General features: G+C 65.6%; 25 protein-coding genes and 4 tRNA genes. 18 read left to right on the top strand and 11 right to left on the bottom strand.

All coding sequences use genetic code 11. The features are described from left to right. Window positions 1-2: 2 nt before the first annotated feature. From VH88_RS15405 to VH88_RS11235, 4 genes are all read right to left on the bottom strand, one after another. Window positions 3-1,148: a lysozyme gene (locus tag VH88_RS15405; RefSeq protein ID WP_052689568.1), complete on the bottom strand. Its 1,146-nt coding sequence runs from the start codon at window positions 1,146-1,148 to the stop codon at window positions 3-5. A gap of 78 nt (window positions 1,149-1,226) precedes the next feature. Then, entirely contained in the window at window positions 1,227-2,645 is a 1,419-nt protein-coding gene (mgtE, locus tag VH88_RS11245) for a magnesium transporter (protein ID WP_045811312.1), read from the bottom strand. Between the two features lie 65 nt (window positions 2,646-2,710). Continuing rightward, window positions 2,711-2,795: transfer RNA gene (locus VH88_RS11240), tRNA-Leu, on the bottom strand. 87 nt (window positions 2,796-2,882) lie between these two features. Continuing rightward, on the bottom strand, window positions 2,883-3,134 hold the full coding sequence (locus VH88_RS11235) for a FliM/FliN family flagellar motor switch protein (RefSeq protein ID WP_017505209.1): 252 nt from the start codon (window positions 3,132-3,134) through the stop codon (window positions 2,883-2,885). Window positions 3,135-3,199: 65 nt separating this feature from the next. Here VH88_RS11235 and lipB point away from each other — a divergent pair, with 65 nt between their 5' ends. From lipB to VH88_RS11215, 4 genes are all read left to right on the top strand, one after another. Next, entirely contained in the window at window positions 3,200-3,916 is a 717-nt protein-coding gene (lipB, locus tag VH88_RS11230) for a lipoyl(octanoyl) transferase LipB (RefSeq protein ID WP_045811311.1), read from the top strand. A 127-nt stretch (window positions 3,917-4,043) separates the two neighbouring features. After that, window positions 4,044-5,528, top strand: a complete 1,485-nt coding sequence (locus VH88_RS11225; RefSeq protein WP_045811310.1) for a hypothetical protein — start codon at window positions 4,044-4,046, stop codon at window positions 5,526-5,528. 72 nt (window positions 5,529-5,600) lie between these two features. Next, entirely contained in the window at window positions 5,601-6,095 is a 495-nt protein-coding gene (gene msrB / locus VH88_RS11220; protein WP_045811309.1) for a peptide-methionine (R)-S-oxide reductase MsrB, read from the top strand. A 48-nt stretch (window positions 6,096-6,143) separates the two neighbouring features. Next, complete coding sequence (locus VH88_RS11215; RefSeq protein WP_045811308.1) at window positions 6,144-6,728, top strand: hypothetical protein; 585 nt, start codon at window positions 6,144-6,146, stop codon at window positions 6,726-6,728. Window positions 6,729-6,859: 131 nt separating this feature from the next. Here VH88_RS11215 and VH88_RS11210 read toward each other — a convergent pair whose 3' ends face one another. From VH88_RS11210 to VH88_RS11185, 5 genes are all read right to left on the bottom strand, one after another. Next, window positions 6,860-7,927, bottom strand: a complete 1,068-nt coding sequence (locus VH88_RS11210) for a site-specific integrase (RefSeq protein ID WP_045811307.1) — start codon at window positions 7,925-7,927, stop codon at window positions 6,860-6,862. Window positions 7,928-8,099: 172 nt separating this feature from the next. Further along, the gene (locus tag VH88_RS11205) at window positions 8,100-8,372 is read right to left on the bottom strand and encodes a head-tail connector protein (RefSeq protein ID WP_052689566.1); all 273 of its coding nucleotides are present in this window, start codon (window positions 8,370-8,372) and stop codon (window positions 8,100-8,102) included. Continuing rightward, a complete protein-coding gene (locus VH88_RS11200; RefSeq protein ID WP_045811306.1) occupies window positions 8,365-8,706 on the bottom strand; it encodes an HNH endonuclease in 342 nt (113 codons plus the stop codon). Before VH88_RS11200 ends, VH88_RS11205 begins: the two co-directional genes overlap by 8 nt. Before the next feature lie 174 nt (window positions 8,707-8,880). Then, window positions 8,881-10,662 carry an AAA family ATPase gene (locus tag VH88_RS15400; protein ID WP_052689564.1) on the bottom strand — a complete coding sequence of 594 codons (1,782 nt, stop codon included), beginning with the start codon at window positions 10,660-10,662 and terminating at the stop codon, window positions 8,881-8,883. Between the two features lie 251 nt (window positions 10,663-10,913). Next, a tRNA-Thr gene (locus VH88_RS11185) sits at window positions 10,914-10,988 on the bottom strand. 110 nt (window positions 10,989-11,098) lie between these two features. Between VH88_RS11185 and VH88_RS11180 the strand changes: the two genes are divergently transcribed. From VH88_RS11180 to VH88_RS11115, 14 genes are all read left to right on the top strand, one after another. After that, the gene (locus VH88_RS11180; RefSeq protein ID WP_045811305.1) at window positions 11,099-11,296 is read left to right on the top strand and encodes a hypothetical protein; all 198 of its coding nucleotides are present in this window, start codon (window positions 11,099-11,101) and stop codon (window positions 11,294-11,296) included. A 102-nt stretch (window positions 11,297-11,398) separates the two neighbouring features. Beyond that, entirely contained in the window at window positions 11,399-12,688 is a 1,290-nt protein-coding gene (gene murA, locus VH88_RS11175; protein ID WP_045811304.1) for a UDP-N-acetylglucosamine 1-carboxyvinyltransferase, read from the top strand. Continuing rightward, window positions 12,678-13,163 carry a DUF2948 family protein gene (locus tag VH88_RS11170; protein ID WP_039247307.1) on the top strand — a complete coding sequence of 162 codons (486 nt, stop codon included), beginning with the start codon at window positions 12,678-12,680 and terminating at the stop codon, window positions 13,161-13,163. Before murA ends, VH88_RS11170 begins: the two co-directional genes overlap by 11 nt. Then, a complete protein-coding gene (locus VH88_RS11165; protein ID WP_045811303.1) occupies window positions 13,160-13,627 on the top strand; it encodes a UPF0262 family protein in 468 nt (155 codons plus the stop codon). The genes VH88_RS11170 and VH88_RS11165 overlap by 4 nt, the downstream gene beginning before the upstream one ends. A gap of 103 nt (window positions 13,628-13,730) precedes the next feature. Next, window positions 13,731-13,949: a translation initiation factor IF-1 gene (gene infA / locus VH88_RS11160; RefSeq protein ID WP_008261544.1), complete on the top strand. Its 219-nt coding sequence runs from the start codon at window positions 13,731-13,733 to the stop codon at window positions 13,947-13,949. Then, window positions 13,950-14,531 (top strand): nucleoside triphosphate pyrophosphatase, encoded by a 582-nt coding sequence (locus VH88_RS11155; protein ID WP_045811302.1) that lies wholly within the window; start codon window positions 13,950-13,952, stop codon window positions 14,529-14,531. Continuing rightward, window positions 14,528-15,562 carry a ribonuclease E/G gene (locus tag VH88_RS11150; protein WP_045811301.1) on the top strand — a complete coding sequence of 345 codons (1,035 nt, stop codon included), beginning with the start codon at window positions 14,528-14,530 and terminating at the stop codon, window positions 15,560-15,562. Before VH88_RS11155 ends, VH88_RS11150 begins: the two co-directional genes overlap by 4 nt. 3 nt (window positions 15,563-15,565) lie before the next feature. Next, a complete protein-coding gene (locus tag VH88_RS11145; RefSeq protein WP_045811300.1) occupies window positions 15,566-15,766 on the top strand; it encodes a DNA gyrase inhibitor YacG in 201 nt (66 codons plus the stop codon). A gap of 27 nt (window positions 15,767-15,793) precedes the next feature. Continuing rightward, window positions 15,794-15,869: transfer RNA gene (locus VH88_RS11140), tRNA-Phe, on the top strand. Window positions 15,870-16,402: 533 nt separating this feature from the next. Then, window positions 16,403-17,284 (top strand): MotA/TolQ/ExbB proton channel family protein, encoded by an 882-nt coding sequence (locus VH88_RS11135; RefSeq protein WP_039247314.1) that lies wholly within the window; start codon window positions 16,403-16,405, stop codon window positions 17,282-17,284. A 5-nt stretch (window positions 17,285-17,289) separates the two neighbouring features. Continuing rightward, window positions 17,290-17,724: a biopolymer transporter ExbD gene (locus VH88_RS11130; protein ID WP_017505196.1), complete on the top strand. Its 435-nt coding sequence runs from the start codon at window positions 17,290-17,292 to the stop codon at window positions 17,722-17,724. Window positions 17,725-17,738: 14 nt separating this feature from the next. Continuing rightward, a complete protein-coding gene (locus VH88_RS16655; protein WP_017505195.1) occupies window positions 17,739-18,458 on the top strand; it encodes an energy transducer TonB in 720 nt (239 codons plus the stop codon). Window positions 18,459-18,608: 150 nt separating this feature from the next. After that, window positions 18,609-18,685: transfer RNA gene (locus tag VH88_RS11120), tRNA-His, on the top strand. 109 nt (window positions 18,686-18,794) lie between these two features. Continuing rightward, window positions 18,795-19,781, top strand: a complete 987-nt coding sequence (locus VH88_RS11115) for an aldo/keto reductase (RefSeq protein ID WP_045811299.1) — start codon at window positions 18,795-18,797, stop codon at window positions 19,779-19,781. 72 nt (window positions 19,782-19,853) lie between these two features. Here the strand turns inward: VH88_RS11115 and VH88_RS11110 are convergent, their stop codons facing one another. Beyond that, on the bottom strand, window positions 19,854-20,276 hold the full coding sequence (locus VH88_RS11110) for a DUF2147 domain-containing protein (protein ID WP_045811298.1): 423 nt from the start codon (window positions 20,274-20,276) through the stop codon (window positions 19,854-19,856). Between the two features lie 122 nt (window positions 20,277-20,398). Continuing rightward, the gene (ligA, locus tag VH88_RS11105; RefSeq protein WP_045811343.1) at window positions 20,399-22,732 is read right to left on the bottom strand and encodes an NAD-dependent DNA ligase LigA; all 2,334 of its coding nucleotides are present in this window, start codon (window positions 22,730-22,732) and stop codon (window positions 20,399-20,401) included. Window positions 22,733-22,789: the final 57 nt, after the last annotated feature.

Genomic DNA, 22,789 nt, shown 5'->3' with positions numbered 1-22,789 from the left:
TGTCAGGCGCGGTCAGCCCGTCCCCAGCGCCGATAGCAGTTGTAGCCTGATACCCCCAGGCAGGCTGCGGCGACCAAGATCAGGACCCAGGCGACCGTGGCGGTGTCGCTGCTGTTCGATAGCGACGCGCGGCGAAAGGCGGCCATGGCGACGCCAAGGCAAAGAGCGCCCAAGCCGCCCATGATGACGAAGGTCAGGGTTTCCCCCAGCCCCGAGCGCCGGTTGGCCCGAGCGCGCGCCACGGCCTCGCGCGTGCTCAGCACGTCTTCACCGGATGCTGCGTCGCCCTCGATGGCCGGTTCGACGGGGCTGTCGGCTGGCGCGGCTTCGGCCAGGCCTGGCGCGGTCAGCACCACGCTGGTCTTCTGCGCATCGGCGAAGCCCGACGACGGCTCCGGCTGCGTGGCTTCAACCGGCGCGTGGATGTCGTTGGCGGCGATGATCGGCGCAGCGACGGAGACGGTCTCCGATTGTCCGGTCAGCGGCATAACGTCCGGGACCGGGCCGACAGCCGTCGCGGCATAGATGGCGTGCGGCTGGGGCGCGGTGGTCGCTTGAGCCAGCGCTGCGCCGTCCTGCGCCGGGAAGGGAGCGACGGCTTCATCCAGGGCGCCGTCGACGGCGGGCAGGGTCGGCTCGTCCGTCTCGAAAGGAGACGGCAGGGGTGCAGCGAGAAGATCCGCCAAGGTGACCGGCGCGCCCGGTGCGGCGTTGAACAGCGCATGTTCAGCAGATCGGCGACGCGTAGGTTTTTCAGCGGCCGCTTCATCGGCCCAGGCGCTCAAAGAGGCGGACGCCTGACGCGCAGATCCCGCGTTCAACTGCTCGACCACGTCGGAGGCGGCAAACCTGTCTGCGCCGATGGAAAAGGCGAAACTGGCCAGGGCGTCGAACTGATGCTGGTTGAGAGGAACGCGGACGTGATTGGTCACAGCCTTCACGACCGGGATCAGGTCGTATTGCATCAGCAGTTCGGCCTCGGCCTCGGACACCCTCGCGCCCTCGCGGGCCGACTGGGTGTGGCCATAGCCGATGACCCAGCGACCGTCGCTGCGTTGCATGGCCCGAGGCCGGAAGCCTTCGAAACTCTTGATGAGCAGGACGCCTTCGCGGGACACCTTGCTGGGTTTGGGGAAGACGTCAGACACAGTTGACCCAATTGGAAACAGGCGCGCGGCGCTCGCACCGCTCACAGCAAGGGCCGCGCCGGATCGTCCGCGTCGTGTCTAGAGCAGCACCAGTGTGGCCAGACCAAGGAAGATCAGGAAACCGAAGAAGTCGGTGGTCGCTGTGACGAACACGGCGGACGACACGGCCGGGTCGAACTTGAGCTTCGACAGGGTCAGGGGCGTCAAGACGCCGATCGATGCGGCGACCAGCAGGTTCAGGATCATGGCCGCGCCGATCACCAGGCCGATCTTCCAGTCTTCGTCCCGGAACCAGAAGCCGGCCGCGATGCCGATCAGGGGCGCCAGAATCAGGCCGTTGGCCAGGCCGACGACCATCTCGCGCCAGAAGGTGCGCGGGGCGTTCGAACTGTTCAGCTCGCGTGTCGCCAGGGCGCGCACGGTCACGGTCAGGGCCTGGGTGCCGGCGTTGCCGCCGATGGCCGAGACAATCGGCATCAGCACGGCGAGAGCGACGATCTGCTGGATGGTGGCCTCGAACAGGCCGATGACGCTGGCGCCCAGGGCTGCCGTCGCCAGATTGATCGCCAGCCAGGGCACGCGGCCGCGAACGATCTCGGGCACGGACGAACCGCGGTCCTCGTCGGCGACACCGGCCAGACGCAGGATGTCCTCGCGGTTCTCTTCCTGAATGATGTTGACGATGTCATCGACGGTGATCTGCCCCACCAGGCGACCGGCCGCGTCCACGACGGGCGCCGAGATCAGGTGGTATTTCTCGAAGATGTAGGCGACTTCTTCCTGATCCTGATCGACGGCGATCTCGTTGATCGGCTCCATCAGATCGGTCAGGGCGACGGTGCGCGCGGCGCGGAGAAGGCCGCTGATCGGCACGCCGCCGACCGGGCGGTTCAGCGGATCGACCACATAGATGTCGAAGAACAGCTCGGGCAGGTCGTCGCCCTGTTTGCGGATGTGGTCGATGGTGTCGCCCACGCTCCAGAACTGGGGCGCGGCCATCACCTCGCGCTGCATCAGGCGCCCGGCGGACTCTTCCGCATAGCCCAGGCTGCTTTCGATGGCGGCGCGATCGACCTCGGGCATGGCGGCCAGAACGCGCTCGCGCTGGTCGTCCTCCAGATCCTCGACGACGGCGGCGGCGTCGTCGGAATCCAGTTCCTGCAGCGCCTCGGCCAGGGTGCCGTGCGGAACTCGCTCCAGCACTTCCTCGCGGATATTGTCGTCCAGCTCGGGCAGGGTTTCGGCCAGAAGCTCCGGCGGCAACCACAGCACCACGACGGCGCGGTGTTCCGCCGTCAGAAAGCCCATCAGGTCGGCGACGTCGGCCGGGTGCAGGTCTTCGAGAAGGGAGCGCAGCCGCATCCCGTCGCCGTCGTCGGCGGCGTCCACGACTTTCTCGACGAATTGAGGGGTGAGGACATAGTCCTCGTCCAGGGCGGCGTGGTCTTCGTTATCGAGCGTCTCATCTGGAGCAAAGGCGGTGTCCGTGGTGCTCACGTGGTCGCCTCCCTTGGTAGAATGTCCAGCCGTACTTAGCCGATGAATCGCCCTGTTTAGCCAGATGGTGCGGTCGAGAAGACTCGAACTTCCACGGGTTGCCCCACAGCGACCTCAACGCTGCGCGTCTACCAATTCCGCCACGACCGCTCGCATCGGAGCGGCGGCGAATAGACGAAGCCGTTGGAAAAGGAAAGGGGCGAAATGAACGACGCAAAGACGTCGCGGATCAAAGCCTCAGGCCGACCCGGCCATGAAGTCGTACACGTCCGCCTGGCGGGTGACGGTGATGGCGATACGGTCGTCTCGGATCTCGATTTCGCCGCGCGCGACCGGATAGTTGTTGGCCAGGATCCAGACCTCGTCGCCCTCTGCGGCATCGAGGGGAATCACCGCGCCGCGACCCATGCGCAGAAGTTGCGACATCGGCAGCACCGAGCGACCCAGAACCACTGAGATTTCGACATCGACGGCGTTGATCTGGGTCACGTAAAGCTCTCTTCACTGGAGGGCCGTCTCTTGCAGAAACGCCCTGGCGATCACATTGAAGCGTCATGCTTGCTGAGCCGTTAAGCCCGTCCCTTCAGAAACTGCGTCTCGACGATGACCGACCGGTCGAATGGGCCGTTTCGAAAGGCTACATCGACTATGCGGCCGCGGAGGCCTTCATGGAGGCGCGCGTCGCGGCCATTGCGGCGGGCGAAGCGAATGAGCTGGTCTGGTTGCTGGAGCATCCGCCGCTCTACACCGCCGGCGTCTCGGCCAAGGACGACGACCTTCTGGATGCCGGACGGTTTCCGGTGCATCGCACAGGGCGGGGCGGGCAGTTCACCTATCACGGGCCGGGACAGCGCGTGGCCTATGTGATGCTGGACCTGAACCGGCGCGGCAAGGACGTCCGGTGTTTCGTGCGCGGGCTTGAGCTGTGGCTGATCGGCGCCCTGGATACGCTCGGCGTAAAGGCCGACATCCGGCCCGGTCGCGTGGGCGTGTGGGTCGAGCGCAAGGGGGCGGGCTGGTCGCGCGAGGACAAGATCGCCGCCATCGGCGTCAAGGTCCGCAAATGGGTCAGCTTCCACGGCATCAGCCTGAACGTGGAGCCGGATCTGGATCATTTCGGCGGCATCGTCCCGTGCGGCATTCAGGAACACGGCGTCACCAGCCTAGTCGATCTCGGCGTTCTGGCGACGATGGACGAGGCGGACGAGGCCTTGAGGCGCAGCTTCGATCGGATCTTCGGCGCAGCGGTCGAGGCGTCGGCGCCGCTTTGATGCGCGCCGCATAGCCGCAGCCCATGTGACAATCGGGCGAAATCCCGCGCGGCGGGGTTGGCAAGCGCCGGACGCATGGGGTTTAACCTTTCCCACGAGCTTGAAATCAAAGGCCGCAGGAAACCCCATGAACCGAATGATCGCCGCCGCTTCGGCCGCCGTTCTGTCGCTGACCGTCGCCGCCGGCGCCGCCGTCGCACAGGATTTTCGCGCTCTGGCGCAACAGGATCTTCAGGCCGCTCATGACGCCCTGGCCGCCAACCACCCCGCCGCCGTGATTCCCGGCGCGCCCAGCGAAGCGTTCCGCAGCTGGATCGATGCCGGCCTGACGGATGCGCAAGGCAAGGTTGGACGCGTGAACAGCGGCGACAGCCACGCCTATCTGATGCGCTACTACGCCAACGGCTTCCGCGATTCGAACATCGCGATCCGCCCGACCTATGAAGGCCTCGGTCCCTTCTTCGCGACCAGCTGGCCGGGTGTGACCACGGCGTGGCGCAACGGCGAATATGTCGTCTCCTATGTGAAGCCCGGCGTTCGCAACGTGCCGCCGCTCGGCGCGACCCTGGTCAAGTGCGGCGACAAGACCGCCGCTCAGCTGGCCGAAGAGCGGCTGGACCGCTGGGAAGGCGACCTGACGACGGAAGCCGGGCGTGTCCGCACCGCGCCCTATCTGCTGTGGAACCGCAACAATCCCTTCACCGGCGGCGTGCCGTCGCTGTGCACCTTCAAGGTCGGCCGTCGTGATCGCGACTTCCAGATGCAGCCCCAGCCGGCCGACGCCGCCAGCCTGGAAGCCGCCTATCGCGCCACCGTCTACACGCCGGGCGCCAATCCTTTGTCGGTCGAGACGGTCGATGGCCGTCCGTGGATCAACGTCCACACCCTGGCTGACGACGCCGGATGGGACGCCTTCTACGCCGCCGTCGAAGCGCAATTACCCGCCATTCGTGGTGCGCAGGGGCTGGTCATCGACCTGCGCGGCGCGAACGGCGCTTCGCTGAATGCGACGGGCAAGGGCTATGGCCTGGCCAACCGCATCTGGACGCCGGAGTTCACCGTCAGCCGTCAGCCTGAAGCCGGCTCGATCACCTACCGCGCCACACCCGCGAACCGTCAGTGGTTCGCCGACACCCTGGCCCGCATGCAGGCCGACCCGCGCTTCGTCGCCGAATCCGGCCCGGTGATCGAACAGACCCAGGCCATCGTCGCCGCCTTCGATTCGGCCTTGGCCGCCAATCAGCCGACCTTCACCATGCCGGGCCGTCCTTCGGTGGCAGACACGGGCGCAGCAAACCCCGTGGCGGGTGCGGTCGTGGTCCTGGTCGACAGCGGCTGCACCAGCGGGTGCCTGGATACGCTGGATCTTCTGACGCGCCTGCCGAACGTGCGTCTGGCCGGATCGGTGACGGCAGAGGATTCGATCTTCATCGAGCCGACCGTTCTGCGCCTGCCGTCGAACTATGCCGAGCTGACCTATGGTCATAAGGCCTGGACCACGCGTCAACGCGGCAACGACGCGCCCTTCACGCCGGCGCAGGGCCTTGCCTATACCGGATCGGCGACGGACGAAGCGGCCGTGCGCGCCTGGGTGGGCACGCTGTTCCAATAAGGAACGGTCGGTCGAATGAACGAGGGGCGGGCAGGGGTGGAACCCTTGGCCCGCCCTTCTTATTTGCAGTCCATGACCGATCTCGCCCAAACCTCCGAATCCCTCCGTTCGCCGTCGGGCTATGACCTGACCCCGCCGAATGCCGAAGAACGCGCCCGGCTCGAAGCCGACCTGAACCCAGAGGAAAAGCGCGTCCTGCTGTCCCATGGCACGGAGGCGCCCTTCTGCGGCACTCTGCTGGGCGAGAAGCGAGCAGGCGTCTTCTGCTGCCGCGAATGCGGCCTGCCGTTGTTCAAGAGCGGAACCAAGTTCGAAAGCGGCACCGGCTGGCCCAGCTTCACTCAGCCGGTTGATGAAGCGCACGTCCACGCGATCCGCGACACCAGCTACGGCATGATCCGGATCGAGACCCAATGCGCCCGCTGCGGCAGCCACCAGGGTCACGTCTTCCCCGACGGTCCGCCGCCGACCGGAAACCGCTATTGCATCAACTCGGTCGCGCTCAGTTTCGTAGCCGAGGGCGAGGCTCTGCCGGACCCTCTCAACCGCGGCGACGGCATCGCCTGACCTTGGCCTCAATCGCTGTGCTAGGATGACGTCGAACGGAGGTGGCCTATGCTGATCGCAAGTCTCTTGGCGGGTGTGGCTCTGGCGGCGTCAGACGGTGATCCGGACGGCGTGGTCACGACGGCGCCGACAAACGCGCCCACCCTGGCTCAGGCCCTGGCGGCGGCGCCTGAGGCGTCGTTGACTGCGCCGACGGCTCAGGATGCCGCCCCGCACGGCATGACCACCGAACAGCAGATCCAGAACTGGATCAGCGCGCGCACGCCGGGCGCAACCTTCGACGAAACCGCAGAGCCGGGTGCCCCGGCCGAGCGCAAGATGCATGGCATGGTCGAGGCCGGGATCGGCACCGGCGGCAATCGCAGCTATGGCGCGGCCGTTTCCTTGCCGGTCGGCGAGAACGGTCGCCTGGATCTGGCCTACCGTGAAGGCCGCAACGAACCTTGGGGATACGGCTACGGCGGCTATGGTCTGCGCGGACCGGGCTTCTATTCACCTTATGGCGGCTGGCGCGGCCGAGGCTATGGGGCCGACACCACGACCAAGTCGATGTCGATGGGGTTCAGCTGGAGCAAGGATAGCGATGCGGATGATCGCGATCGCTATCGCTGGGGCCTGTACGGCTACGACTGAAGGCTTGTCCGTCCGATCTGGAAAATCAAAAAGGCCCGGCGAAAGCCGGGCCTTTTCAAGTCTCAGATGGTGCCGCCGGGGGGAATCGAACCCACGACCTCAGCCTTACCAAGGATGGTTGCATTGACGCTCTAAGCCTTTCTCTGCTTGGGTTTGACGGGGCGTGCGCGGGTTTGGTCCCCGGATTTTCCCCAGATTGCGTTGATGGTGCCCGCCAGTTCCGAAGTGTTCACGTGGGCGTATCGCATCACCATTTGGACCGACTTCCAGCCCCCCAGCTTCATCAGGGCTGTCAGGTCGCGGTTGGCTTGATAGTGCCAGGTCGCCCAGGTGTGGCGGCAGTCGTGGGGGCTGAAATCCTCGATTTCGGCGCGCTTGAGCATTCCTGCCCAGGCGGTCTTGATTTGACCACCGCCACCCTCGCGCACCTCGTAGGCATCGCCCAGCGGCGTCAGCTTACCCCCTGCCGTCAGACGGGGGAGGGAGCGCCGGAACACGGCTCCGGTGCGATGGGGGAGGGCAGACAGCGCAGCGACGGCGCGCGGGTGCAGGGGAACGCCCCGCGGCTCGCCATTCTTCGTCTCAGGGAACACGACGTGGGCCCGATCAAGATCCACGTCGCGCCAGTCCAGATAGAGGGCTTCCGCGATCCGCGCGCCGGTCGAGAATAGGAAGATCACAAGCGGGCGAATGTGAGGGGCGGCGGCCTCCACCAAGCGATCAGCCTCGTCATGCGTCACCCAGCGAATACGACCTGCTGACTGCTTGGGACGCGCCAGGACGGGCTTTTCGCACCACTTCTTGCGAGCGGCGTGGTGCAGCACGGCGGCGACGGGCGTGTAGATGTGGCGGTTGATCGTGGCTCCCGATGCGCCGGGTTTCAGCTTGCGGGCTAGGGTTTCGATCTCGGCCTGACCGATGGCGGCCAGCGGCTTGCGTCCGATGGCGTTCAGGATCGGCGTCAGGTGCGACCGTTCACCACCGGCTTCCATATAGCTCAGGGCCGCCTCCGCGAATGTGCGGACAGCGGAATCACCGTGGACCGATCGCTTGAGCAGTTCGGCTTCCCTGACCGCCCTGATTTCCTCGGCGGCTTTGCGGTCGCGAGTGCCAGTGCTTTCGTCAACGCTGATGCGCCGGACGGTCCCGCGCAGATACCAGTTTGGCGAGCCGTGTCGTCGTTGGATGGTGAGGGGCATGGGAGGCGCTCCAGAAGGGTTTCCATGTCGGCAGGCGTGAAGACGTAGGTGCGACCGTGCTTGCGGCCCACGCTATAGGCGCGGGCCATTCCAACAAGCGCCCGCTCGCTGAACGGGACAAGCCCCTCAGCTACAAGCTGGCGTGCAGTCTTCATCACCGGCCATCCCGCCATCAGACGTCCCACCTCCGATAGCGGTTGGCGAGCGTCAGGGACGCGGGGGGCTGGTCCTCGCTGTGCCGGGTGTCGAAAAGGCGGGCGACATGGATCAGGGCGGCCGTGCGGACGCTCTCGGGGATCACGTCTCCCGGCGCCAAGCCGTCAGCATGGGCGAGCGCGGTTTCAGAGGCCGTCAAGATCAGTTGAGCGATCAGGGCGTCTTCGTCGTCGTAGTCGAAGCGCAGGAACGCCTTGGCCTCGTCCAGGGTGATGATCGGATCAGCCATTGGCGGCCTCCGGTGCAGACCCCAGGGCTACCCAGTTGGCGGGCTGGTGATAAACGTCCCCCCCGGCGATGGGCGATTCGTTTTCCCGGCGTCGAATGTCGTTCGGGGACAGGGCACCGATCTCACGGCCGATGCGATACGCCTCGAAGCGGGCCTGAACGTCGCCCTTAGCCGGGAAGGCAGGGCCGCCCTGCTTGATGGCCACGACGTGATCGACGTGTTCGGCCACGACCTTGCGGCCACGGCGTTCGCACGTCTCGCAGAGAGGGGCCTCCGACAGCTTGGCCTTGCGGAGCCTTTGCCACCGTGCGGTCGTGTAGGGCCAGTCAGCCACGGCCGATCCTCCCGGCCAGACGACGCAGTTCCCTCTCTATCTCGCTCTTGTCTTCATGGAAGCGTTCAGGGTCGCGGTGAGAGGGCGACAACCGACGCAGGCGATCAGCGAGATTGGTCAGGGTGTGGGGGGCGCTAACATCGCTAACACCCCTCACATCGGGGATAGCTCCGTTCACGCTTCGTCCTCCGAAGTGTTAGGGGTGTTAGGAGTGTTAGGGGGGGATATATCGGGATGAAGATATTTGCCGTATCCGACCTTCTGAACCTCGCCCGCCTTGGCCATCTTGTGCAGCAGATAGCGCACACCACCGACCGGCTGACCGCTAACACCTGCAATGGCGTTTGGACCTTGAGGGGTAGTTTCTCCCTCCAGCGCCTCCAGGATCAGCTTGCGTTCGTCGGTCACACGGACTTCGCGCGCATCCCCCAGCACGCGCCACCGGCACGTGTCCTTGTCGAACTCCATCGCCGTCTCAAACTCGGCAATATCTCGGCCCCGGCCGGATAGGGTGACGCCTTCGCCGTCGCGGTCGAGAATGATCGTGGTGTCAGCAGCGCCGGTCAGGCCGTTAGTGCCGCTCACCTTCTCCAGCTTGTCGCCAGCCTCGGCCTTGCGGGTGTGGTGCACCACGATGATGGCGATCCCGAACTCGTCGGCCAGTTCCTTGAGCGGGGTGACGCTTCGGTAGTCGTAGGCGTAGGGCGCCTCGCTCTTGCCTTGGCTCGACCGCACCTTATTCAGCACGTCGATCACGATCAGTCGTGGGTTAGCGGCGGCAAGTATCCATTGACGCAGATCGTCCAGGCCGCCGGCGTCCAGCATCCGCATTTCGGTCCAGATGGTCAGGGCGGATGTGGGCTTGCGGGCGCAGACCCGGTGCAGACGATCTTTCAGGCGGCGCGGATTGTCCTCCAGCGCTGCGTAGAGCGCAGAGCCTTGAACACAATGACGGTCACCTAGGACAAACCCGCCCTCGGCCACAGCCCGCGCCACATCCAGCGAAAGCCACGATTTGCCCAGCTTGGGAGCGCCGACCAGCAGCGTCAGGCCGGCGGCGATATAGTCGGGCACAACCCACGCAACGGGCGGAAAACTCATGTCCCATAGCTCGCTCGCGGTGAACGAGGTGCGCTTGGCCTTAGCGTTGTCGTTGGCCTTGCGCGGCGCGGTGTAGGGCGCCGCCGCCTTACACAGGTCGATCAGTCCGGCCGTGCCGTTGGCCTCGATGAAATCGGACACGTCGCCTTTGTCGGGCAGGCCCGGCAGTCGGACGATCCGAACCTCGGCCGCCACGCCGTGCAGGTTGGCCGCCACGAGGGCCGCGTGATCCTCGCCCGCCTTGTCATTGTCGGGCAGCAGATAGACGGTCTTTCCCTCAAACCATTGGTTCAGATCGGGCGACCACTTGCCGGCGCCCTCGCTGGCGGTCGTCGCCACAAACCCGCGAGCGGTCAGGGTGTCGGCGTCCTTCTCCCCTTCGCAGATCAGCACCGTGTCATGAACGGCGGCCAGCAGCTCGGGCAGGCGGTAGGGGATGGCCGGGCCGCGAGGCTTGCCGGCCTCCCAGGCCGACCCGCTCCACCGTTGTTGATAGAAGCCCTTGGGCTCCTTTCGGCAGACGCGCAGCCACGGCTCGCCGTTGGCGTCCCGATAGTCATAGGTGGCCACCACGCGCCCGCGAGCGGCGATCTTCTCGACAGGTGAAGGGCCGCGCTCAGTCGGTCGCCATTCCGGCAGGCCGCCCTTGCTCCGAACGTAATCCCGGCAGGCCATGGGGTCGTCGCCGGCGAAGCTGTGAACCACAAAGCCCTCGGGGGCGCCGGGGTCGAGCCGGACGGCCAGCGATTTGTCGCCCTTGGAATGGTTCGGGCCGGGCGCGAGCACCTGGCCGCCTGAAACCTCCCCGCCCAGATCGCGGGCGAGTCGGTGCAGGTCGAAGGCAGCGGCGCTCATGACAGCACCGCCGGGATGGTGTAGGCTTCCGACCGTTCATGCCGCCAAGCTGAACCCTTATGGACCCCGGTGCGCCCTGCCAGGCCGCCGGGGTTTTTCGTTCCGGTGCGGGGCAGGGGAGAACATGACGCGAACAGGCTCCCCGGATTTTCCCCGGATTTGAGCCGGGTGTTCTCCAGCCGTTCACGTTCGCGATGTTGGGGAGAAGGATGCGGGCGGGCTGTAAAAAGCCCGCCACACAAGGTCTCAGATGGTGCCGCCGGGGGGAATCGAACCCACGACCTCAGCCTTACCAAGGATGCGCTCTACCACTGAGCTACGGCGGCCCCGACTGAGGAAGCGGCCGTATAGCCAAACCCTTCCGGGGAGGGAAGCGGCTTTTTGACGATCTGAAAGAAAGTTTGGACATGGCCCGTGATCACGGCATCATCGCGCCATGACTCGCACGCCGAATGACGCCGATACGCCCTCCGCCGCCGCGCAGGCGACGCCGATCGTCGAATCAGGGCCTGATTTCGAGAAAGCGCGGGCGAAGGCGGAAAAGGCCATGCGGCTGGCCTCGGCGCTCCGGGCCAATCTGCGGCGGCGCAAGGCGCCGGCGCGGACGCCGGCCGCGCCACGCGACAGCAACTGAAAGTCATCGGCTCGCGATCACGCAGCCCTTTGGCAAGCGCCCGCCGGCTTGCTAGAGAACCTTCCCCCCGAGGCGTTGGCATCGGGCGCGCTTAAGGACGTCATGGACAGCATCGCCATTCAGGGCGGCGCACAGCTTTTCGGGGACATTCCCGTCAGCGGCGCCAAGAACTCCGCCATCAAGCTGATGGCCGCCTCGATCCTGACGGATCAGCCCTTGCTGCTGACCAATATGCCGCGCCTGGCGGACACCCGGTTCCTGGGTCAGTTGCTGCGCCAGTTCGGCATCGAAGTGACCGAGCGTGACGGGGCGGACGGGCAGGAGAGCCTGTTTCATGCCAAGGACCTGACCTCGACCTTCGCCCCCTATGATCTGGTTCGCCAGATGCGGGCCTCGTTCAATGTGCTGGGGCCTTTGCTGGCGCGCACCGGCGAGGCCAAGGTCTCGCTGCCGGGCGGCTGCACCATCGGCGCGCGTCCGGTCGATCTGCACCTGCAGGCGCTGACGGCGCTGGGCGCCGAGATCGAGCTGGACGAAGGCTATGTCACCGCCCGCGCGCCCAGGGGTCTGAAGGGCGCCGAGATCGAGTTTCCCTTCGTTTCGGTCGGCGCCACCGAACACGCGCTTCTGGCCGCCGTGCTGGCTGAGGGCACGACCGTCCTGCGTCGTGCGGCGCGCGAACCCGAGATCGGCGATCTGGCCCACTGTCTGACGGCCATGGGCGCCAGGATCGAGGGAATCGACACCGACGTCCTGACCATCACCGGCGTCTCGTCGTTGAACGGGACGACCTGGTCGGTGATTCCCGACCGAATCGAGATGGGCTCCTACGCGGTCGCCGCCGCCATGGCCGGCGGCGAAGTGCGCCTGACCAAGGCGCGGGCCGAACTGATCGGTTCGCTGACCGACAAGATGGTCGAGGCGGGCGTCGAGGTGTCGCCGACCGCCGACGGCGTGCTGATCAAGCGCGACCCGAAGCAACGCCTGAAGGCCGTGGATGTCGAGACGGCCATCTATCCGGGCTTCGCCACCGATCTTCAGGCCCAGTTCATGGCGCTGATGACGACGGCGGAGGGCGTCAGCACGATTCGCGAGACGATCTTCGAAAACCGCTTCATGCACGTGCCGGAGTTGGCGCGACTGGGCGCCGACATTTCGGTCCACGCCGGAGAGGCGCACGTCACCGGCGTCGAGGTTCTGCACGGCGCCCAGGTGATGGCCACAGATCTTCGGGCCTCGATGTGCCTGGTCATCGCAGGCCTCGTCGCCGAGGGCGAAACGACGGTCGGACGCGTCTATCATCTGGATCGCGGTTTCGAGCGTTTGGAAGAAAAGCTCGGCGCGTGCGGAGCCGACATCCGCCGCATAAAGGGAACAGGTGATGAGCACTGAGATCGACGGCGTCATCCCCGAAGCCAAGGCGCCGGTCGAACCGCTGCGTCTGCTGGCCGAGGACGCCGACGATCTTCAGATCATCTCCGCCGCGCTTCAGGACGCGATCCTGCGCCCCGTCGACATCGTCTGGGAAAAGGCCGCCCGAACCCTGACCATCGCCTTCAGCCGCTTCTGCTGGGAGTGCGGCGGGACGCGCGTGATGTGCGCCATGCAGTTCGGCGACGTTCTGGCGGTCAAGAGCCGTCGCTTGTCGCGCAGTCCCGACGCCTCGCTCGAACTGCTCGCGCTCGAATTCATTCCGACCGAGGACCTGAGCGGGCGCGTCATCCTGATGTTCGCCGGCGGCGGTGATCTGCGAATCGACGTGGAATGTCTGGACGCCGTGGTCACGGACATTTCCGACCGCTGGCCCGCACGGATCGCGCCGACCCATCTGGACACGCCCGAACTGGACGAAGGGACTGCGGCATGAGCGCCGATCATAAGCTGGCCTCGGTCGAACTGGACGCCGCGACCCTGCCGGCGGCGACGGCCGAGATCGAGCACGAGCGTCGCGTCGCCATTTTTGATCTGGTCGAGAAGAACAGCTTCGAGCCTGTCGCCGCCGAGGGCGGACCCTACAGGCTGAAGCTGTCGCTCCAGGACAATCGTCTGGTGTTCGATATCGACGGCGAAAACTTCACGCGCACCTACGCCATCAGCCTGACGCCGCTGAAGGGCGTGATCAAAGACTATCTGATGATCTGCGACAGCTACTACGAGGCGCTGCGCGGATCCTCGGCCAGCCAGATCGAATCGGTCGATATGGGCCGGCGCGGCCTTCACAACGAAGGGGCCGAGCAGCTGAAGACGCGGCTGGACGGCAAGATCGTGGTCGATCATGAGACGTCACGACGCCTGTTCACATTGCTCTGCGCCCTCTACCGTCGCGGCTGACCTCGACTATCTCTGTGTTTTCGGGCATTAGGCCCGTCCATTCCGCCCCTCGCGCCCGCCCGGCGTGGGGTCGAACGCATATTCAACGGGCGTGAGAGGCCGCATGGCTAAGGAAGAACTGCTCGAGTTTCCCGGCACCGTCAGCGAACTGCTGCCGAACGCCACCTTCCGCGTGACGCTCGAGAACGACCACGAGATCATCGCCCACACCGCCGGCAAGATGCGCAAGAACCGCATCCGCGTCCTGGCCGGCGACAAGGTGCTGGTCGAAATGACCCCCTACGACCTGACCAAGGGTCGCATCACCTATCGCTTCAAGTAAGTGGCTGCGGGTCGCCCCGAACTGGTGCTGGCTTCGGCCAGCCCGCGCCGCATCGAACTGCTGGCGCAGGTCGGGATCACGCCCGACCATATCGATCCCGCCGACATCGACGAGACGCCTCTGAAGGGCGAGACCCCGCCGCGTCTGGCCAAACGGCTCGCCACCTCGAAGGCGCAGGTCGTCGCAGAGCGCCGCCCCGACGCGGTCGTCATCGCCGCCGATACGGTTGTCGCTGTCGGGCGTCGTTTTCTGGAGAAGGCGGCGGACGAGGCCGAGGCGACGCGTTTTCTGAAACTGCTGTCCGGCCGCAATCACCGCGTCTTCACCGGCGTCGCCGTGTGGCGCGACGGAAAACTATCGTCGCGCGTCAACGAAACCCGCGTGACCTTCAAACCCCTGTCCGACCACGAGATCGCATCCTACGTCGCCACGGGCGACTGGCGCGGCAAGGCCGGCGGCTATGGCATTCAGGGCCCAGCGGCCGCCTTCATCCAGCGCATCGTCGGCAGCCATCCTTCCGTGATGGGCCTGCCCGTCTATGAGGCCGTCCAGCTCTTGCACGGCGTCGGCTGGCGTTCATGAGCGGCGCAGTCGAGGTCTTCCTCGACGAGACGCCTGGCGAGACGCGTGGCGCGATCATGCGCGACGGCCGCTATACTCATCTTCTGATCCACCGCGAGGATGATGCGGCGCAGACCCAGCTCGGCGCCCGCTCGGTGGGGCGTGTCATCGAGGTGAACCCCGGCTTGCGCGGCGCCTTCGTTGATATCGCCGCACAGACCGCCGCCTTTCTGCCGTTCCCGAGAAATGACCGAATCACCCAAGGCCAACGGCTGGAAGTCGTCGTTGCCGCCGAACCTCGTGCCGGGAAAGGGGCGGCAGTTCGGTATCTAGGACCGGGGGAGGGGACGCCCCGCCTGATTCAGCCCGCACCCAGCATCGCCGAACAGTTGCGCGAGCTCGCGCCCGGCGAGGAATCAGTCACCGGCATCGCCGCCATCGACGCCGTGGTCGAGGCGGAGGAGGAGGCTTTGGCTCAATCGATCGGTTTCGCCTCGCATGGAATCGATCTCGCCGTCGAACGCACGCGCGCCTTGGTGGCTGTGGACATCGACTTCACCTCCACCCCCGGTCGTGATCCGAAACAGGCAAGGGCGGTTGCGAATCGCGAGGGGTTGAAACAGGCGGCGCGGCTGATCGGCTTGCGTAACTGGGGTGGTTTAGTCGTCATCGACATGGTCGGGGACGGTCAGGACGCCGAGGCGCAGTCCAAGGTCGTGCGGGCCGCGTTCGGTCATGAACCCCAGGCCGTCTTCGGACCCGTCAGTCGATTCGGCCTGTTGCAGATGTCGCTTCCCTGGCGCCGCACGCCGATCGAGGAGGTCTTGCTCGACGCCGGCCGACGCCCCTCGGTCCAGACGCGGGCTATATCTGTCGTGCGCGCTTTGCGACGGCAACTGCTGGCGGATACCTTGTCGCCACGCATCATCGGGCGCTGCGCACTGGACGAAGCCCTGATCGCTTATCCGCTGGCGGCGCGTCTGGGACCGCGAGCGGTGATCCAGGCCGATGCCGCGATCCCGCCAGGGCGCGGACGAATAGAAGAGGGTTGAGCCGTGGCTTCCTGTCCCATCTGCCGCAAGGCCGACGCCGATCCCAAGTACAAGCCCTTCTGCTCACGCCGCTGTTCCGACGTCGATCTGCAGCGCTGGTTCACAGGCGGCTACGCCATTCCGGTCGCCTTGGACGAGGGCGCGGAAGATGATGACGAAAAGGACGGATTGGGCGCTGGACAGGCGGAAAAGCCTCCCCTATAGACCCGCCTCTCGCGACGCCGCGTCGGCGCCTGGATAGCTCAGCTGGTAGAGCAGCGGATTGAAAATCCGCGTGTCGGTGGTTCGAACCCGCCTCCAGGCACCATCTTTTCCCACACCGTGAAAATCGATTGTTTTGAGCGCATGATCCTGCGCTGCGGCCTTCGCGCCGCCCTCGGGATTCAGCTGGCTTGCAGCGATCAGCCCTACAACTCGCCATATCGGGAAATGATCGCGCTCAGGATGGCCGTTTTGAACAAACTTGCTCCATCTGACGTCGGATCATCATCAAAATGTCGCGCGGCTGCACTCTAATGCACCGGTTGGTGGAACTTTTCTCCATGTCTCTCGACGGGTTAAAAGCCCCTCTTGTCCCTTGACGCTCCGGTAAGGGTTCGTCAAAGGGTTGAGGCGCCTTCGCAAGAAGACGTTAATGCGGATCGCCGGAGACGTGTCTCCGAAGGTTCGACCAGCGGAGACGAGGCGGGCGACCGGTTCGATCTCCACCGAAGATTTCAGCGGGCTCTGATCCTCGAAAGGACGGGCGCGTTGAAGGAAACATTTCAGGTTGGGGGGCGGTCGCTGACTATGGCCGCACCTTTGGTTCCACGAGTCAGACCAAGCAGGAACTGGCGAATTATGCTGAACAGCAAAAAGACGAATATCCTTCTCGCCATGGCCGGCGCCGCCGCGCTGATGGCGAGCTCGCCGGTCCTGGCCCAGGCCCCGGCCGAGCCCACCCCGGCCGCCTCGACTGCGGCTCCCGCAGCCGCCGCTCCGGCTGCCGGCGAAGCTGACCCCGCAACGGTGAACGACGCCGTCGGCGGCGGTCACGGCGACATCACCCCGATCTCCATGTTCATGGAAGCCACGGTCGTCGTTAAGGTCGTCATGGCCGGCCTGCTGCTGGCCTCGATCCTGTCGTGGACCCTGCTGCTCATCAAGCTGTTCGAGTTCGGCGCTCTGAACCGCAAGACCGACAACTTCCTTGAGAACTTCCGCGGCGCCCGCACCATCGCTGACATGCGCGCCATCTCGACTCAGGAAGAGTTCGACGGCAACCCGCTGGCCGACATGGCCGCCGCCGCCACCGAGGAAATCGAACTGTCGCGTCAATCGGGTCTGTCGGTCACCGGCGATCACCTCGACTCGGCCATGGCCCGCGCTCAGTCGGCTGTCGCCGCCGTGCAATCCGGTCTGGCCCTGCGCCTGTCGGGCGGCCAGCAGTTCCTGGCGTCGGTCGGCTCGATCGGTCCGTTCGTCGGTCTGTTCGGCACCGTTTACGGCATCATGAACTCCTTCATCGGCATCGCCCAGTCGAACACGACCAACCTGGCCGTCGTGGCTCCGGGTATCGCTGAGGCTCTGCTGGCCACCGGCATCGGTCTGTTCGCCGCTATCCCGGCCGTTGTGTTCTACAACTACTTCAACACTCGCATCGCTGCTTACGGCACGCGCGCCGACGGCTTCGCCGCTGAGCTGCTGAACGGCATCTCGCGTCAGCTCGACAAGGGGGCGTAAGACGGATGGCCGCCAAGATTAAATCGGGCGGCGCTGGCAACCTGCCTCAGGCCAACAGTGATATCAACGTTACGCCTTTCGTTGATATCATGCTGGTCCTGCTCATCATCTTCATGGTGGCGGCTCCGCTAGCCTCCGTGTCGGTGCCTGTTGAGTTGCCAATCGCCGTCGCCAAGGCGGCCCCGAACCCGCCCAAGCCGGTCTATATTTCGATCCAGAATGACGGCGACGTCTATGTGGGCGATTTCCGGACCGACGTCGGAGCCCTGGGTGAAGATCTGAAAAAACAGATCGGATCCCGGAACCCGGCCGATGAGCGGATCTTCATTCGGGGCGACCAGAACACCCGTTACGGCGACTTCATGCAGGTGATGAATGCGCTGCAGGATAACGGCTTCTATAGCGTTGCGCTGGTCGGCGAAGACCAGGCGACGAGTTAGGATGCGGAGATAGTATGACAGACGTCGAATATCATCGCAGTCGCTACGACGTACCCAAGAAGAAGGGCTTCATGGGGGTGTCCTACCCCGTGCTGATCGTCTGCCTGATGGTGGTCAGCATCTTGTTTGCGTTGCTGATTTTCTTTGTTCAGCAGTCCAAGTTCAAGCTGAAGGAGTTCAACTACGTCGACGAGTCCGTCGAGGTCGAGTTGGTCGAGCCGGTTCCGCCGCCTCCGCCGCCTCCGCCCCCGCCGCCTCCGCCGACGGATACGCCTCCGCCGCCGAAGCTTCAGGTGCGCGTGCCGGCTCCGGTCCCGAACATCGTTCCCCCTCCGCCGGTCAACATCACGCCGACGAAGAAGGAAGATCGGGTTGAATACACGGGTCCGCCCGTCAATATTCCTGGACCGCCGCCTCCGCCCGCACCGCCGGCTCCGCCGCGTCCGTCGACGATCACGAACGTTCAGTGGTCGCGCCAACCGCGTCCGACGGCTGATGACTTCCCGGCGCGTGCGCTGGAGCGTGAAATCAGCGGTTCGGCTACGGTCGAGTGCACGGCGCGCTCCAACGGATCTCCGGCGAACTGCCGCGTGGTGTCCGAAGAGCCTGCCGGAATGGGCTTCGGCCGCGCCGCCATTCGGGTGGTTCAGCGTGGACAACTGTCTCCGCGGACCGTCGACGGCGCCGCTCAAGACGCGACCTTCCGCGTCCGGGTGCCCTTCACCCTCGGGTGATCGTCACGGCAACAGACAAGACGCCTCGGAGAGCAATCTCCGGGGCGTTTTTGTTTGGGCGGTCACCCGCGAAATCTCCTGACGAAATATGAGGAAGGCGCTTGATCGCCTGCCGCAGGCCCGGTAGAGAACGCGCCTCGCGATGCGCGGGCCGCCTTAGCTCAGTTGGTTAGAGCGCCGGTTTGTGGAACCGGAGGTCCTCAGTTCAAGCCTGAGAGGCGGTACCATCGCAAAGCACGGCCGGGCTTGCAGCCCGCCGTCGCCGCGACCATCTCCTGATCGTCGGCCGTCCTATCTGTTTTTAGGCCGATCCCCACATCGACAGGAGAAGGCCCCATGAAGACGCGTAAGCTGGGTGCGAACGGCCCCGAGGTTTCGGCCATTGGCCTGGGCTGCATGGGGATGAGCGCCTTCTACGGCGGCGCCGACGAGGCCCAGTCCATTTCCGTCATTCATCGCGCGCTCGATCTGGGCATCACCCTGTTCGACACCGCAGAGATGTACGGCCCCCACACCAACGAGGTGCTGGTCGGCAAGGCGCTGAAGGACCGGCGCGATCAGGCCTTCATCGCCACCAAATTCGGCATCAACTACAATGCCGACCGCACAAAACTGATGACCGACGGCAGCCCGGCCAATGTGCGGCGCGCCATCGAGGGCAGCCTGAAACGCTTGGGCGTCGATCACGTCGATCTCTACTATCTGCACCGCGTCGATCCGGACACGCCGATCGAGGACACGGTCGGGGCGATGGCGGAACTGGTGAAGGAGGGCAAGGTCCGCTTCCTGGGCCTGTCCGAGGCCGCGCCCGACACCCTGCGCAAGGCGCATGCGACCCATCCGATCACGGCGCTGCAGACGGAATACTCGCTGTGGAGCCGCGAACCGGAGGACGAACTGTTCTCGGTCGTGCGCGAACTGGGAATTGGTTTCGTGCCTTACAGCCCGCTGGGCCGCGGCTTCCTGTCGGGCGACATCACCTCGATCGATGACCTGGACGCAGACGACTTCCGCCGCACCAATCCGCGCTTCATGGGCGAGAACTTCCAGAAGAACCTGGATCTGGTCGAGGCCGTGAAAGCCATTGCGTCGGATAAGGGCATAACCGCCGCGCAACTGGCGCTGGCCTGGGTGCTGGCGCAAGGCGAGGATCTGATCCCGATCCCCGGCACGCGCCGCATCGCGACCCTGGAGCAGAATGCGGCGGCCGTGGACGTCGTTCTGACGTCTGAGGATCTCGCCCGGATCGAGGACGTCTTCCCCAAGGGCGCGGCGACGGGGCATCGCTACGCCGAGGCGGCGCGGGCGGCGCTGAACCGTTAAACTAGGGCAGACATGAGAAAGGCCCGGTCGGATCACTCCGGCCGGGCCTTTCGTATGTGGGGGGTCCTGATCCTACTGGATGCGGGTCCAGGTCTGGGTCTTGCAGAGCGGAGCCACGATGCAGCCGCGCAGACGCAGGCTGTTGTCGTTTGTCATGGTAATGGTGCCGCGATAGGTGCCGCCGTCGGCCGGGTTATAGACCGAGCCGTTGCGCCATTCCGTCGGACCGCCGGTGAAGCCGGTCAGCATGGGCAGATTGCGCAGGGTGCGGTTCCGCAGCGAGGCGTCGCGATTGTTCGCGTCGCGCGCATTCGCGTCGCGGCGAATGTGGTCCGAGGTCACCAGCGTGCCGCACAGCGCCTGTCCGCAGCGCGCGATCCGCACCTGACCGCCATTGGTCGGCGTCTGCCACAGGCCCGTCGGGTCGCCCGCCAGGGCCGGAGAGGCGAGGGCGCCCGCCAGGGTCGCTGCGGCCAGCATGATCTTGTTCTTCATAGTCGTTCCCTTTCGTCGGGTCGGTCGCGCCGCCCGTTGAAGCGGACGTTGATCGCGGTTTCGGTTGAAAACAAGGCCAAAACCCCAGCGATCACCAACGAAAACCGACCCTTAGGTCAACTTCAGCCGCCGATCAGGGCCAGCCATTCGTCCTCGGTCAGCACCTGGACGCCATGTTTTTCGGCGTCCTTGAGCTTGGAGCCGGCGCCGGGGCCGGCGACAAGGTAGTCGGTCTTTTTCGACACCGAACCCGACACCTTGGCGCCCAGGCTTTCGGCGCGGGCCTTGGCCTCGTCGCGGGTGAAGCGCTCCAGGGCGCCGGTGAAGACGACGGTCTTGCCGGCGACCGGGGTGTCGGACTTGGGGCGTTCGGCGTCGAGGATCTGGGTCAGTTCGGCTTCCAGAGCCTCCACGACCCTTAGATTGTGCGGCTCGTGGAAGAAGTGGGCCAGGGCTTCAGCGGCGACGGGGCCGACGCCGGTGACGCCGGCGATCTGGTTCAGGATTTCGGACGGGCCGTCCTCGCGCGCGACTCGGGCCAGTTCGACCAGGCCGGACCAGTCGTGAACCATCGTCGCCAACGACCGGCGGGCGGGGGCGGCCATACCCGGAAAGGCCTGGCTGATCTTCATGTCCATCGTGGCCTCGGGCCAGGGATCAACGGCGGGCTGCTTCGCCTCGGCCATCAGGGTCAGGACGCGGGGCGATATGGCGTGGGCGGCGGCCAGAGCGGTCCAGGCGTCGGACGGCACACCCGAAGCGGCCTGGAGGCAGGCGGCCTTCAGCGCGGACCAGCTCTCGAAGGCGCGGGCCAGGACGATGGAGGTCTGTTCGCCGATGTCGCGGATGCCCAGGCCGAACAGGAACCGGTCCAGCGAAATGATGCGACGAGCGTCGATGCCGGCGACCAGGTTGCGGATGCTGGTCTCGCCATAACCATCGTCTCGCTCCAGTTCCTTCAGCCGCGTCTCGTCGCGCGCCAGTCGGAAGATGTCGGCCGGCTCCTTGATCCAGCCGCGCGCATGGAAGGCGACCAGCTGCTTTTCGCCCAATCCTTCGATGTCAAAGGCGCGGCGGCCCACGAAATGTTTCAGCCGTTCGACGATCTGGGCGTCGCAGATGAGGCCGCCGGTGCAGCGGCGCTTGACTTCGCCGCCTTCGCGCACGGCTTCCGAGCCGCAGACGGGGCAGTGTTCAGGGAAGACATAGGGCAAGGCGTCGGCGGGACGTAGCTCGGCGACCACGCCCAGGATCTGCGGGATGACGTCGCCGGCGCGTTGCAGGCGGACGGTGTCGCCGATGCGGACATCCAGACGTTCGATCTCGTCTTCATTGTGCAGGGTGGCGTTGCGCACCACGACACCGCCGACGGTGACCGGATGCAACCGGGCGACGGGGGTCAGGGAGCCGGTGCGGCCGACCTGGATGTCGATGCCCTCCAGCACAGTGGTGGCCTGCTGGGCCGGAAATTTGTGAGCGATGGCCCACCGGGGGCTGCGGGCGACGAAGCCCAGCCGGCGTTGCCAGTCGATGCGATCCACCTTGTAGACCACGCCGTCGATGTCATAGCCCAGGGTCGCGCGGTCACGTTCCAGTTCGCGATAGGCGGCGATCAGGCCTTCGGCGCCCTCGACCCGGCGCGAGCGGGCGTTCACGGGGAACCCCCAGGCCTTGAGCTTTTGCAGGGCGTCCCACTGGGTCTCGGCGAAGTCGCTGGAGTGTTCGCCCCAGGCGTAGGCGAAGAAGTTGAGCGGACGTTTGGCGGTGATCCGGGCGTCCTTCTGGCGCAGGGAGCCGGCGGCGAAGTTGCGAGGGTTGGCGTAGGTCCGGCGCCCTTCGGCCTCGGCGGCTGCGTTGAAGGCAGCGAAGGCGTCGTTGGGCGCATAGACTTCGCCACGCACCTCGATCCGGTCGGGCCAGTCGTCGCCGGCCAAAGTCTGTTGCACATCGGCGATCGTGTTCAGATTGGCGGTGACGTCCTCGCCTGCGCGGCCATCGCCCCGCGTGGCGCCGATCGTCAGTCTTCCATCGACATAGAGCAGATTGGCGGACAGGCCGTCGATCTTGGGCTCGGCGACAAAGGCGATCGGTTCGTCGGCGGGCAGTTTCAGGAAGCGGGCGATCCGGGCGACGAAGTCGCGCACCTCGCCCTCGTCGAAGGCGTTGTCCAGCGACAGCATGGGCACGCCGTGGCGCACCTCGGCGAACTGGGTTGAGGCGGCGGCTCCAACCTTGCTCGACGGCGAGTCGGGGCGGACCAGATCGGGAAAGGCGGTCTCGATCGCCAGGTTGCGCGCACGCAGGGCGTCGTAGTCGGCGTCGGAAATCTCGGGCGTCGCCTCGTTGTACAGCGCGTCGTGACGGGCCATTTCGGCGGCCAGCCAGGCCAGGGACTCGGCGGCTGTCTCGGCGGTGAGGTCTTCGACGGGGACTTCGAGAGGAATCGCGTTGGCCATGGCCGTCGTCATATCATCTGACGCGCCGCCCGTGCATCGCGCAAAGCCGATGATGAC

The sequence above is a fragment of the Brevundimonas sp. KM4 genome (genome assembly GCF_000964075.1).
GTDB classification, from domain to species: Bacteria; Pseudomonadota; Alphaproteobacteria; order Caulobacterales; family Caulobacteraceae; genus Brevundimonas; species Brevundimonas huaxiensis.
The sequence above is the reverse complement of the archived record's forward strand: the minus strand, read 5'-3'. Positions and strand labels throughout refer to the sequence as shown.